At 70.4% G+C, this 12,463-nt stretch carries 10 protein-coding genes and 1 pseudogene; 7 read left to right on the plus strand and 4 right to left on the minus strand.

Annotated features, from left to right (window positions below):
• Positions 1-57 precede the first annotated feature (57 nt).
• Positions 58-1,374, plus strand: coding sequence for a PP2C family protein-serine/threonine phosphatase (locus tag OHB00_RS00615; protein WP_406430159.1), 1,317 nt, complete (start codon positions 58-60; stop codon positions 1,372-1,374).
• 63 nt (positions 1,375-1,437) lie between these two features.
• Here OHB00_RS00615 and OHB00_RS00620 read toward each other — a convergent pair whose 3' ends face one another.
• The 4 genes and pseudogenes from OHB00_RS00620 to OHB00_RS00635 all read right to left on the minus strand — a co-directional run bounded on the left by OHB00_RS00620 (position 1,438) and on the right by OHB00_RS00635 (position 6,492).
• A complete protein-coding gene (locus OHB00_RS00620; RefSeq protein WP_406430161.1) occupies positions 1,438-4,224 on the minus strand; it encodes an aconitate hydratase in 2,787 nt (928 codons plus the stop codon).
• A 12-nt stretch (positions 4,225-4,236) separates the two neighbouring features.
• The gene (locus OHB00_RS00625) at positions 4,237-4,725 is read right to left on the minus strand and encodes a carboxymuconolactone decarboxylase family protein (RefSeq protein ID WP_406430163.1); all 489 of its coding nucleotides are present in this window, start codon (positions 4,723-4,725) and stop codon (positions 4,237-4,239) included.
• A 56-nt stretch (positions 4,726-4,781) separates the two neighbouring features.
• Positions 4,782-5,573 carry a succinate dehydrogenase/fumarate reductase iron-sulfur subunit gene (locus tag OHB00_RS00630; protein ID WP_406430165.1) on the minus strand — a complete coding sequence of 264 codons (792 nt, stop codon included), beginning with the start codon at positions 5,571-5,573 and terminating at the stop codon, positions 4,782-4,784.
• Between the two features lie 23 nt (positions 5,574-5,596).
• Positions 5,597-6,492 (minus strand): annotated as a pseudogene (locus OHB00_RS00635) (hypothetical protein).
• 159 nt (positions 6,493-6,651) lie between these two features.
• Between OHB00_RS00635 and gap the strand changes: the two are divergent.
• From gap to OHB00_RS00665, 6 genes are all read left to right on the plus strand, one after another.
• On the plus strand, positions 6,652-7,659 hold the full coding sequence (gene gap, locus OHB00_RS00640; protein ID WP_406430167.1) for a type I glyceraldehyde-3-phosphate dehydrogenase: 1,008 nt from the start codon (positions 6,652-6,654) through the stop codon (positions 7,657-7,659).
• Positions 7,660-8,004: 345 nt separating this feature from the next.
• Positions 8,005-8,451 carry a CBS domain-containing protein gene (locus tag OHB00_RS00645; RefSeq protein ID WP_406430169.1) on the plus strand — a complete coding sequence of 149 codons (447 nt, stop codon included), beginning with the start codon at positions 8,005-8,007 and terminating at the stop codon, positions 8,449-8,451.
• Positions 8,452-8,490: 39 nt separating this feature from the next.
• Entirely contained in the window at positions 8,491-9,624 is a 1,134-nt protein-coding gene (gene pdhA / locus OHB00_RS00650; RefSeq protein WP_406430171.1) for a pyruvate dehydrogenase (acetyl-transferring) E1 component subunit alpha, read from the plus strand.
• 3 nt (positions 9,625-9,627) lie between these two features.
• On the plus strand, positions 9,628-10,647 hold the full coding sequence (locus OHB00_RS00655) for an alpha-ketoacid dehydrogenase subunit beta (RefSeq protein WP_406430173.1): 1,020 nt from the start codon (positions 9,628-9,630) through the stop codon (positions 10,645-10,647).
• An 11-nt stretch (positions 10,648-10,658) separates the two neighbouring features.
• Entirely contained in the window at positions 10,659-12,062 is a 1,404-nt protein-coding gene (locus tag OHB00_RS00660; RefSeq protein ID WP_406430175.1) for a dihydrolipoamide acetyltransferase family protein, read from the plus strand.
• A 12-nt stretch (positions 12,063-12,074) separates the two neighbouring features.
• A complete protein-coding gene (locus tag OHB00_RS00665; protein ID WP_406430177.1) occupies positions 12,075-12,413 on the plus strand; it encodes a carboxymuconolactone decarboxylase family protein in 339 nt (112 codons plus the stop codon).
• The last annotated feature ends 50 nt before the right edge of the window (positions 12,414-12,463 follow it).

Here is a 12,463-nt window from a genome sequence, read left to right on the forward strand (position 1 = left end):
GTAATGTGACAAGGCAGGGCGACAGGATGACGGCGCCCGGCGCCGGGAGGAAGCACCATGGCGCACAATCCGTGGCAGCGGTGGAGGCGGGGCCAGGCCAGGGATGGCGTGGTCACGCGCCCGCCGCAGCGCGCTCTGGACCGGCACCGGCTGCGGCACCTGCTGGACGCCATCGGGGCGGTCAGCGCCGACATGGATACCCGCACCGTGCTGCACCACATTGTGGAAGCAGCCACCGACCTCGTCGCCGCGAGCTACGGGGCACTGGGCGTGCTCGATGAGAGCGGCAAGGTCATCGACCTGATCACCGTGGGCATCGACGACCCGCGGCCGTGTGCTGCCATGGGCATGCCGCAAGGCCATGGCCTACTGCACACCATGGTGGACGACAGGGAGCCGTTGCGGGTGGCCGATGTGGCCGCGCACCCTCGATCGGCCGGCTTTCCGCCCGGGCACCCGGTCATGCGAACTCTGCTGGGCGTTCCACTCCTGGTGCGTGGCACGGTCTACGGTGACCTCTACGTCGCCGACAAGAGGGACGGTACGCCCTTCGATGACGACGACGAGGGCCTGCTGACGGCGTTGGCCAGTGCCGCGGGCGTGAGCCTCGAAAACGCCCGCCTGTACGAGCACCTCAAACACGCCGCCGAGCACTTCCAGCGCCGTATGCTGCCCGTTCTTCCCGACCTGGCGCCGCTCGAGGTCGCCGCCCGTTATGAGCCCGCCTCCGAGCTGCCCAGGCTGGGCGGGGACTGGTACGACGCCATGGTCCTGCCGGACGGTGCCACCTGTGTGGTGGTGGGGGACGTGACCGGCCACAATGTGGAGGCCGCCCCGCTGATGGGACAGATTCGCAACATGCTGCGGGCGATCGCCCTCGACCGAGGCGAACCGCCCGGCCTGGTCGTGTCCCGGCTCGACCGGGCCCTGACGATGTTCGACGAGCCGCCCACGGCCACCCTGGTGTTCGGCCGCATCGAGCGCGGCCGGGCAGAGGGCGGGCCGTACACGTTCGGCTGGAGCAACGCCGGGCATCTGCCGCCGCTGCTGGTCGGCGCGGACGGCAGCACCCGCTACCTGGCACCCGCCCGTCACGGAATCCCGGTGGGCATCGAGGCGTCTGTCGCCCGGTTCAGCCACGAACACCCCCTCTCGCCCGGCAGTACTCTGCTGCTGTTCACCGACGGGCTGGTCGAGCGCCGCGATCAGGACATCGACACCGGGCTGGACGACCTGGCTGAGCAGGCCGCCCGCTTGGCAACGGCCCCGCTGGAAGAACTGTGCGACGCTCTGATCAGCCGGAGCCGTCAGGTGTTTGACGACGATGTCGCTCTGCTCGCCCTGCGCACACCTTCGGACGGCCCGTCACAGTAAGCCGCGCACCCTGTCTTCTGGCGTGCGGGACTTGGCGCGGGCACTGGGCCCGACGGGAGACGCTCAGGTGGGCAGGAGGGTGCGCAGGGCGTAGGGCAAGATGCCGCCGTGGCGGTAGTAGTCGGCCTCGGTGGGGGTGTCGATGCGTACCCGAGCGGTGAATCGAACAGAGCCAGCGGGGCCGCCAGCAGTCACGCTGACCTCGCGCGGCAGCCCCTCAGCCTCGCTGCCTGCCAGGCTGCGGATGTTATAGGTCTCCTCGCCGGTCAGACCGAGGGATTCACCGGTCTCCCCCGGCTGGAACTGCAGGGGCAGGACACCCAGGTCGATGAGGTTGGAGCGGTGGATACGCTCGTACGACTCGGCGAGCACAGCCTTGACGCCCAGCAGGGCGGTGCCCTTGGCGGCCCAGTCGCGCGAGGAGCCCGAGCCGTACTCCTTCCCGGCGATCACGAGCAGCGGTACGCGCTCGTCGGCGTAGCGCATGGCGGCGTCGAAGATGGTGGTCTGTTCCCCGTCGGGCAGGTGGCGGGTGACGCCGCCCTCGGTTCCGGGGGCGAGCAGGTTGCGCAGCCGGATGTTGGCGAACGTGCCGCGGATCATCACCTCGTGGTTGCCGCGCCGGGAGCCGTAGGAGTTGAACTCCGTCGGTGCGACGCCTTGTTCGATGAGGTAGCGCCCGGCCGGGGAGTCGCGCTTGATGGCGCCTGCGGGTGAGATGTGATCGGTGGTGACCGAGTCACCGAGCAGGGCCAGCACGCGGGCGCCCTCGATGTCCGCGAGCGGCTGCGGTGTGCGGCTCATGCCGTCGAAGTACGGGGGTCGGCGCACGTAGGTGGAGTCGGGGTCCCAGGCGAACAGCTCGCCTTCCGGGGTGGGCAGGGCCTGCCATTGGTCGCCGCCGGCGAAGACGTCCGCGTAGTCCCGGGTGAACATCTCCGGGCGCAGGCAGGCGGCGATGACGTCCTGGACTTCCTGCTGGCTGGGCCAGATGTCGCGCAGGAACACCGGCTTGCCATCGCTGCCGGTGCCGAGCGGGTCCCGTGTGAGGTCGACGGTCATCGATCCGGCCAGCGCGTAGGCGACCACCAGGGGCGGGGAGGCGAGGTAGTTGAGCTTGGTCTGGGGGTGGATGCGACCTTCGAAGTTGCGGTTGCCGGAGAGCACCGCGGCCACCGCCAGGTCGTGTTCGTCCACGGCCCGTGCAACCTCGTCGATCAGCGGGCCGGAGTTTCCGATGCAGGTGGTGCAGCCGTAGCCGACGAGGTCGAAGCCGAGCTTGTCCAGGTAGGGGATGAGGCCGGCGCACGCGAAGTAGTCCATGACCACCTTCGAGCCGGGTGCGAGGGAGGTTTTCACCCAGGGCTTTGGCCTCAGCCCGCGTTGGACGGCCTTCTTGGCGAGCAGGGCGGCGCCGACCATGACCTGCGGGTTGGAGGTGTTGGTGCAGGAAGTGATCGCGGCGATGACCACCGAGCCGTGGCCGATCTCGACGCGTGTGCCGTCATCCAGCGTCACGGGGGTGGTGTTCAGGGGCGGGCTGTCGGAGGCTGGGGCGGTCTCGAAGTGGGCGGGTGCGTCACCGGGGCGGTTGCCGGTCACCGCGACAGGGTCGGAGGCGGGGAAGGATTCCGCGCTGCTCGCGTCCAGTCCGACCGGCGCGGGGTCCCAGCGGACATAGCCGCCCAGCACGGCGCTGAAGGCGCGCGGCGCGTCCGCCAGGGCGATGCGGTCCTGGGGGCGCTTGGGCCCGGCGATCGAGGACACCACCGCCGTCAGGTCCACCTCCAGGGTCTGGGAGTAGGCGGGTTCGTGGCCGGGGTCGTGCCACAGGCCCTGCTCCTTGGCGTATGCCTCCACCAGCGCCACCCGCTCGGTGTTGCGGCCGGTCAGACGCAGGTACGACAAGGTCTCCGCATCGATGGGGAAGATCGCGCAGGTGGCTCCGTACTCCGGGCTCATGTTGCCGATGGTGGCCCGGTTGGCGAGCGGTACGTTGGCCACGCCGGGGCCGTAGAACTCGACGAAGGTGCCGACCACGCCGTGCGCCCGCAGTTTCTCGGCGATGGTCAGGACCAGGTCGGTGGCGGTGCTGCCCTCGGGCAGCGCGCCGGTCAGCCGCACGCCGATGACCTGCGGGATGAGCATGCTCAGTGGCAGGCCGAGCATGGCCGCTTCGGCTTCGATGCCGCCGACGCCCCAGCCGAGCACGCCCAGCCCGTTGACCATCGGAGTGTGGGAGTCGGTGCCGACCAGTGTGTCCGGGAACGCGGTGCCGTCCTGGTCGAACACCACCCGGGCGAGGTGTTCGAGGTTGACCTGGTGGCAGATGCCGGTGCCCGGCGGAACGACCCGCAGGCCGGCGAAGGCGTTCTGCCCCCAGCGCAGGAACTGATACCGCTCGGCGTTGCGCTCGAACTCCCGCTCGACGTTGCGGTCGAACGCCTCCGGGACGCCGTAGTAGTCGGCGATCACGGAGTGATCGATGACCAGCTCCACGGGCCGCGACGGTTCGATCCTGGACGCGTCGCCCCCCAGGGCGGCCATCGCCTCGCGCATCGCCACCAGGTCCACGATGCACGGCACGCCGGTGAAGTCCTGCATCAACACCCGTGCCGGGGTGAACTGGATCTCCGTTGCAGGCTCGGCGGCCGGGTCCCATCCGGCCAGCGCGGTGATCTGATCGGCGGTCACCGTACGGCCGTCCTCGTTGCGCAGCAGGTTCTCCAGCAGCACCTTCAGGCTGTACGGGAGACGGGCTGTGTCGGGCAGCGCGTCGAGCCGGAAGACCGTGAAGGAGGATCCGGCGGCGCTGAGTGTCTTTTGGGCGGCAAACGTGTCGATCGGCACGGCGAGGGCTCCTTACGCGGGGTCGGCGGGGACGGGCGGAGGTGCGGGCAGGTCGAGGCCGTTCAGGCTGGTGGCCGGGGTGCGCAAACCCACGGCGAGCCGGTTCCAGCTGTTGATCGCGACGATGGCGAAGGTGAGCGCCGCGATCTCCCCGGGAGTGAAGGCGAAGGCCACGGCCATGTATTCGTCGTCCGGTGCGCCCGTGCGGGGCAGTTCGGTGAGCGCCTCGCACCAGGCCAGAGCCGCCCGCTCACGGGGTGTGAACAGCTCTGTTGCCTCGCGCCAGGCGGCTACCACGTCCAACCGTGTCAGGTGCTCCCCGCGCCGGCGGGCGTCGCGGTGGTGCATGGCCAGGCAGTAGGCGCAGCCGTTGATCTGGGAGGCCCGGATCCGCACCAGTTCCAGCAGCGCTGGCTCCAGCGCGCTGTTGTGCACGGCCTGCTCCAGGCCCAGCCTCGCCTCGACGCCGTCGGGGAACGCCCTGCGGTAGTCGACGCGCATCGTTGTCCTCCCTGTGCTCCGGTTCGCCGGGGGGGGGCCTGCCAGGGCGCGGCCGCTCATCCGGCGTCGGGCGAGGCGGGTGGGGGTGGTTCGGTGTCCCGTCCCGGGCCGCGGCGCCAGCTGCGGATCAGGCGGCCGAGTGGGTCGTAGCGGTGGTCGACGACGCGTTCCTTCATCGGGATGATCGCGTTGTCGGTGATCTTGATGACCGCGGGGCAGACCTCGGTGCAGCACGTGGTGATGTTGCACAGCCCCAGCCCGTGCCGCTCGCGCAGCATCTGCCGCCGGTCGAGGCTGTCAAGGGGGTGCATGTCGAGTTCGGCGTGGCGGATGAAGAACCGCGGTCCGGCGAAGGCCGGTTTGTTGTCCTCGTGGTCGCGGATGACGTGGCAGACGTCCTGACACATCCAGCATTCGATGCACTTGCGGAACTCCTGCGGTCGCTCAACCTCCTGCTGCCGCATCCGATACGCGCCGGGGCGCAGGCCCGGCGGCGGGGTGAAGGACGGGACACGCTGCGCCTTGGCGTAGTTGAAGGAGACATCCGTGACCAGGTCACGGACCATGGGGAAGGTCCGCAGCGGCGTGAGGGTGACGGCATCGCGCGGCAGGGTGGACAGCCGCGCCATGCACATCAGTTTCGGCCGGCCGTCGATCTCGGCGCTGCACGAGCCGCACTTTCCCGCCTTGCAGTTCCAGCGCACCGCCAGGTCCTCGGCCAGGGTGGCCTGCGTGCGCAGGACGGTGTCCAGGACCACTTCGCCGTCCTCAACCGGCACGGTGTAGTCCAACAGGTCCCCGCCGCTGGCGTCGCCGCGCCAGATGCGCAGCAGCAGGTCGTGCGCCATGGTCAGCAGCCTTCCGGTGGCCTTTAGAAGAAGCCGGGGTCGTGGATGGTGCCTCCGGCCACCAGCCGCACGTAGAGGTCGGCGAGGCCCACCCAGATCAGCGACACCCAGGCGAAGTTGCCGTGGTAGGCGTTGAGCCGCGACACCCAGGTCCAGGCCCGGTAGCGCAGCGGATGTCTGCCGAAGTGGTTCAGCCGCCCGCCCACCACATGCCGGCATGAGTGGCAGGAAAGGGTGTAGCCACAGCAGGACGGCGTTGACGACCAGAACCAGGCTCCCCAGTCCCATGCCCAGCTGCCCGCGGAAGTCGAAAGCGATGACCGCGTCCCAGGTGAGGATGACGTTGAAGACGAGGGCGGCGTAGAAGAAGTACCGGTGGATGTTCTGCAGAAGCAGCGGGAAACAGGTCTCGCCGCTGTAGCGGCGGTGCGGCTCGGGCACCGCGCACGCGGGCGGGGCCACCCACCAGGAGCGGTAGTACGCCTTGCGGGAGTAGTAGCAGGTCAGCCGGACTCCCAGCGGAAAGATCAGGACGATCACCGCTGGAGTGACGATCCACCAGCTGCCGAACCAGCCCACATGCGGCGCCCCGTGCGAGCCGGGCACCACTCCGCAGTGGGTGGACAGGCACGGCGAGTCGAACGGTGAGAGGTAGGGATCGGCGTAGTAGTCGCGGTTCGCCAGTGCCGCGTAGGTCGCGTAGGGCCAGCACGACGAAGGTGGCCGCAGGGTAGGCCCACCAGCGATCCCGGCGCAGCGTTCGCGCACGGATCGGTGCCCGCCCGGGCGACCGCGTGCCGGAACCGGTGTCGCGTGCTTGCGTGCTCACCCTGGCGCCTCTCTTCGCCGGCGGCTCGGCTCCCGCGCCGCACGGGCGGAAGCCCCCCGTTCCCCACCAGCCTGCCCCCAACGGGCGCATCACGCCATCCTGCGGGCCCAGCGCGCCGGCGGTGCGAACACCCCCACTGCCACCTGCCGGAATGCATGTGCCGGACGGTGCGAATTCGCCTGCTTGGAGAACCCATCCGATGATAAGAGGGACAGAGGGTCCTCGATGAGCACGGAAGGGGCCTCCGGGATGCCGAAAGTCGCCATCAACGGGCTCGGGCGCATCGGACGGGCCGCACTGAAGATCCTGCAGGACGTGGAGGGCATCGAGGTCGCCGCGGTCAACGACCTCATCGGGGTGGAGGATCTGGCCTACCTGCTGGCCCACGACAGCGTCTACGGCCGCTACGGCAGGCCCGTCACGGCCGACGGTGACGCGCTGGTCATCGACGGACGCCGGGTACCGGTCTACGGCGCACGCGATCCGGCCATGCTTCCATGGCGGGACCTCGGCGTCGACCTCGTCTTCGAGTGCACCGGGATGTTCCGCCGCGAGGAGGAGCTGCGACGCCATCTTCAGGCAGGAGCACGCTTCGTCATCCTCTCGGCGCCCGCCCGGACCGAGACGGTGGCTACCGTGGTGCACGGCGTCAACCAGGCTTCGGACAGCGTCCAGGTCATCTCGTGCGCGAGCTGCACCACAAACTGCATCACCCCGGTGGTCGAGGTGCTTGACCGGCGGATCGGCATCGAGCGGGCAATCATGTCCACCGTTCACGCCTACACCGCCGGCCAGCGGCTCGTCGACGGTCCGAGCAAGGACGTCCGGCGCGGCCGCGCCGCAGGCGTCAACATGGTTCCCGCGACCACGGGGGCCGCACTGGCCACCACGCGGGCTCTCCCCGAGCTGGCCGGGCGCTTCGACGGGGTGGCGATCCGGGTTCCCGTGCCGGTCGGCTCGATCGCGGACATCACAATGGTCACCACCCGGCCCACCAGCGCCGACGAGGTCAACGGCCTCTTCCGCGAAGAAGCCGCCGGCGACCGCTATCGCGGCATCCTGGGCGTCAGCGACGAGCCGCTGGTCTCCACCGACATCATCGGCGACCCCAGGGCCTCGGTCATCGACACGGGCCTGACCCGAGTGGTGGACGGCACGCTGGTGAAGGTCATGAGCTGGTACGACAACGAATGGGGTTTCACCCACCAGATGGTCCGCGAGGCCCTCACCGTCCTGGGCATGGACCATGCGCCCTGAGGGAACGCCGGCTGAGCGCCGCCATCAGGTCCGGGAGGACTGGTCCGCCATCGCATGCGGCAAGGGAGGGAACCCTCCGTGTCCACCCCGCGTGCCGCGCACACCGCAGGGGCGAGCACCCGCTCGAGGGACGGAACTCGGTGCCCTTCCAGCCAGGCACCCGCAGGACCGGCCGCCGCCTGCCCGTCCCCAATGGTAGGTGCGGGCGAGCGACGCGGACCGCGCCCCCTCGGCCGCTGAGTATGCCTGGGCCGACCGCCCGCCCCGCAACCCCTGGCCGGGCCACGATGAGGCGCCTCCTCCTCACCCCCAACCGAGAGGGTCGCGATGAAGGTCAAGGAGATCATGACGGCGCCGGTCGTCACGGTCACCGAGGACACGGCGGTTTCCGCGGTCGCAGCCGTGCTCCACGGCCGCCGGATCAGCGCCGTCCCCGTGCTCGACGCCGCAGGCACGGTGGTGGGCCTGGTCAGCGAGTACGACCTGCTGGCCCGGTCCGGAGGCACCGCCGGGCAGGTGATGACCCAGGCCGTGGTCAGCGTCACCGAGGACACCGACGTCGACGACGTCCGCCATCTGCTGGTGGAGCGGCGTATCCGGCGGGTCCCCGTGCTGTCCGGAGGCCGCCTGGTCGGCATCGTCAGCCGGTCCGACGTGGTGGCGCTGCTGACCACCGAGTGGGCCTGCCAGGTGTGCGGCGAGACCGTCCGCGGCGAGCATCCGCCCGCCCGCTGCCCCAAGTGCCACGCCGCCGACCGATTCACCGCACAGGAGGCACCGCCCGGCAGCTGAGAGAACCGGCCGCACCGACGCAAAGGGACCCCCACCACGATGACCGGAACGACACCAGCTCACAGCCCCGCCGCCGACACCGCGGGCACAGCCCGCCCCGCACCCGCCGCCCCCTTCACCGCCGATGAGGCCGAAACGCTGCGCGGCTACTACCGGCAGATGGCCCTGATCCACTCCTTCGAACTGCGGGCCGCCGAAATGTACACGCGGGCGAAGATCGGCGGCTACTGCCACCTCAACCTCGGCGAAGAGGCCACGTGCGTCGGGCTGATGGCCGCGCTGCACCCCACCGACTACCTGTTCACCACCTACCGCGAGCACGGCTACGCCCTCGCGCGCGGCGCCGACCCGGGACGGGTTATGGCCGAGCTGTTCGGCCGCACCACCGGGCTGTCCGGCGGGCGCGGCGGCTCCATGCACCTGTTCGACACGAAGCTGCGCCTGCTGGGCGGCTACGGCATCGTCGGCGGCCAGCTGCCCCCGGCCACCGGCGCCGCCCTGGCGATCTCCTACCGTGGCGAGCCGGGGCCGGACAGTGAGGCGGTGATGTGCCTGCTGGGGGACGGCACCACCAACATCGGCGCGTTCCACGAGTCCCTCAACCTCGCCGCGGTATGGCATCTGCCCATCGTCTACGTCATCGTCAACAACCAGCTCGGGATGGGCACTCCGGTCGCGGCGGCGGCCGGCGAGCCGGAGCTGTACCGCCGCGGCTGCGCCTACCGCATCCCCGGAAGCCGGGTCGACGGCGGCGACGTCCTTGCGGTCCGCGACGCCGCCCGCACTGCGCTGGAGCAGGCGCGCACCGAGCACCGCCCCCGGCTGCTGGAGACGGTCAGCTACCGGCTGCGCGGCCACTCCGTCGTCGACCCGGCGCGCTACCGCACCGCGGAGGAGACCCAGCAGCTGCGGGAGAAGGACCCCGTTCCCGCCTTCCGCACCCGCCTGATCGACGAGGGCCTGCTCACCCCTCAGGATGGGGCCCGCATCGATGAGGAGGCCGATGCGCAGGTCACCGCCGCGGTCGACTTCGCCGACGCCAGCCCGTCCCCGTCCGTCGACACCCTCTTCGACCACCAGTACGCCACCGCCGTGGCCAACACCTTCCGGGGTCTGCCCGGCGACCCGCTGCCCTGCGGCCCGGACGATGCCCGCGGGCAAGGGGAGGGATGAGCGGTGCCCCAGACGGTCACCTACCGCCAGGCCCTGCACGACGCACTGCGCGCCGAACTGCTGCGGGACGACGACGTGCTGCTCCTCGGCGAGGAGATCGGCGTCTTCGAGGGCTCCTACAAGATCACCGCAGGGCTGCTCGGCGAGTTCGGCCCCCGCCGCATCCGCGACACGCCGATCTGCGAGGAAGGCTTCACCGGTGCCGCGGTCGGCGCCGCCATGCTCGGCCTGCGCCCGGTCGTGGAGATCATGACCATCAACTTCAGCCTGCTCGCCATCGACCAGATCATCAACCACGCGGCGAAGATGCACGCCATGTTCGGCGGCCAGGTCTCGGTGCCGATGGTGATCCGCACCCCGGGCGGCGGCGGACAGCAGCTGGCCGCCACCCACTCCCAGAACCTGGAGGTGTTTTACGCCCACGTCCCCGGCCTGAAGGTCCTCGCCCCCTCCACGCCCGCCGACGCCAAGGGCCTGCTCGCCTCCGCCGTCCGCGACGACGATCCGGTGATCTTCCTGGAGAACCTGGCGCTGTACAACACCATGGGCGAGGTGCCCGACGGCGACCACACCCTGCCGATCGGCACCGCCGCCGTCACCAAGCCTGGCCGCGATGTGACCATCGTCGCCTACTCCCGCGCGGCCGTCATCGCCCTGGACGTCGCCCGCCGCCTGGAAGAAGGGGGCATCTCCGCCGAGGTGGTCGACCTGCGCAGCCTGCGCCCGCTGGACCGGGCCACCGTGTGCTCCTCGGTCCGCAGGACCGGGCGGGCCATCGTGCTGGAGGACGACTGGCTCAGCTACGGCATCGGCGCCGAGATCGCCGCCACCATCCAGGAGGGCGCCTTCGACCACCTCGACGCCCCCGTACGCCGGGTGGCCGCCGCCGAAGTCCCCCTGCCGTATGCCAAGCCCTTGGAACGGGCCGCCCTGCCGGATGCCGCCGCCCTGACCCGCACGGTACGCGACGTCCTGGAGGCCACCGGCTTCCCGCTCAAGCCCCTGCCGTCCGAACACGGTTAGGAGACCCGTTCATGCCCGAGATCCTCATGCCCCGGCTCTCCGACACCATGGAGGAAGGCACCCTCAGCCACTGGCTCAAGCACGAGGGCGAGCAGATCCACAAGGGCGACGTCATCGCCGAGATCGAAACCGACAAGGCCGTCATGGAGCTGGAGGCATACGACGAAGGCCCGCTCACTCGCACCCTCGTAGCCGAAGGCACCACCGTGCCCATCGGCACCCCGGTCGCGGTCATCGGCGAACCCACCACCACACCCCCGCCAGAACCAGCCGCCGCATCCGCGCAGCCGCAACCAGCCGACACCTCAGCACCGCCGGCCCCGCCTCCACAACCGTCCCAGCACGCGGCCGCCCTCCAAGCCACAGCCCCGCAAGCGCCAGTTCCAGCCGTGCCCACCAGGGTCCCGACCTCCCCGCTGGCCCGCCGCCTGGCCCGCGAGCACGGCATCGACATCACCACCCTCACCGGCAGCGGACCCGGCGGCCGGATCGTGCGCGCCGACATCGACGCGGCCATCAACCGAGGCGAGCAAACCACCCCGGGGGCACCACCACCTGCCCCTGCGGGTCCTCACGAACAGCCGTCCGTGCAACCGGCGGCTGTGGAGGGCACTGAGGAGGCCCCGCTCAGGCCGGCGCGTGGCCTCACCCCGCAAAAGTTCGCACGCGGTGCTCAACTGGCCAACCGCCTGGCCGGCGAGCAGAGCATCGACACCGCCGCGGGGGACGACGTCGAGGAAATCCCACTCAGCACAGTGCGGCGGCTCACGGCTGAGCGGCTGGCCCAAAGCGCCCAGCAAGCCCCGCACTTCTACCTCACCGTCACCGTCGATGCCGAGCCGCTGCTCGCCTTCCGCGCCGACCTCAACACGCGCCTCGGCGATCAGGGCCCGCGCGTCAGCGTCAACGACCTGATCATCAAGGCATGCGCCACCGCGCTGCGGGACCACCCGGAGATGAACGCCTCCTGGGACGACACCCGCATCCTGCGCCACCGCCGTATCCACATCGGGATCGCCGTCGCCCTCGACGACGGCCTGACCGTCCCCGTCATCCACGACGCCGACCGCAAGACCCTCACGGACATCGCCCGCGAAGCACGCGCCCTCGCTGGCAAAGCCCGCTCCGGACACCTCACTCTCGACGAACTGACGGGCGGCACCTTCACCGTCAGCAACCTCGGCCCCTACGGCATCGACCACTTCACCGCCCTCATCAACCCGCCGCAGGCCGCGATCCTCGCCGTCGGCGCTGCCCACCCCGAACCCGTCGTCCGCGACAGCGAAGTCACCGCAGGCACCGTGATAGCGCTGACCCTGTCCATCGACCACCGGGTCCTGGACGGCGCCACCGGCGCCGCCTTCCTCGCCGACCTCAAGGCACTACTCGAACAACCCCTGCGCATCGTCGTGTAACTGGAGGCACCCATGACCGAGTCCGTCTACCATCCGGCCACACCGGAGATCGGCGCCCGCCGCGCCCAACTCGCCCCGGCCGTCAACGAGGCGTTCGAGAACTTCAGCCATGCCGTGTTCGCCGAGGGAGCGCTGCCGGAGAAGACCAAGCAACTGATCGCCGTGGCCGTCGCCCACGTCACACAGTGCCCATACTGCATTCAGGGGCACACTCGTCTCGCGCAGCGCAAGGGCAACAGCCCGGAAGAGATCATGGAGGCCATCTGGGTCGCGGCCGAGATGCGCGCCGGTGGCGCGTACGCCCACTCCACGCTCGCCCTGCATGCGATGCGAGAGACCGTACCCCGCTGATGAAGCACGATGAGTACGGACGTGGAACCGGGCACACCAGCAGCCGCCGG

Origin of the sequence: Streptomyces sp. NBC_00631 (assembly GCF_045206895.1) — a bacterium.
Lineage (GTDB): Bacteria > Actinomycetota > Actinomycetes > Streptomycetales > Streptomycetaceae > Streptomyces.